The organism is Acidithiobacillus albertensis, from assembly GCF_001931655.1.
Taxonomy (GTDB): Bacteria; Pseudomonadota; Gammaproteobacteria; order Acidithiobacillales; family Acidithiobacillaceae; genus Acidithiobacillus; species Acidithiobacillus thiooxidans.
On record NZ_MOAD01000131.1, the window covers coordinates 1 to 576 of the forward strand.

The window sequence follows — 576 nt, forward strand, 5'->3', positions numbered from 1 at the left end:
AAAGGGTATTCACAATGTCACTACAGGCTGGAATACCCAGAAGCTATTAATCTGGAATAGAGATTTTATACCAAAGTGATGCACCGATTAAAGCAATTAAATAATTCGTACCAGGTTCTGTTCCAGAATGAATGGATGAGATGGACTTCCTCTTCCGCCAGCTGTGACTCGATGCAAAAAACTAAAATCCCCTAACTGCGTTGTCCATTATGGTTTTGGGGACAACGCGCGTACTGATGCACAGTGTATTATTTCTTTGCAAGCGTAATAACCACATAGATGCTGGCTTTACCTTGACGGACCAACATGGGAATGGGTTGGTCTTTTGGTAACCCGGCGACAATGTGCGCCAGCTCGCTGACATTTTGGACATCCTGCTGATTGATCTGCTGAATGATCATTCCGGGCATCAGGCCTGCTTCGGCGGCAGGGCCTTCACTGACACCTACCACCACCACACCATGGTGGACATCCAGTTGTTTTTCAATATCTGGAGTCAGATTTTGAACATGAATATCCATCCGGCTGATTTTCACAGTCTTTGCAGGCGCTGCCGGTTGGGTACTGCTGGACTGC

At 46.7% G+C, this 576-nt stretch carries 1 protein-coding gene; it reads right to left on the bottom strand.

What is annotated here, in order from left to right; genetic code table 11:
* Positions 1–248: 248 nt before the first annotated feature.
* On the bottom strand, positions 249–576 hold a 328-nt coding region (locus BLW97_RS18535), incomplete at its 5' end, for a PDZ domain-containing protein (protein ID WP_169829335.1).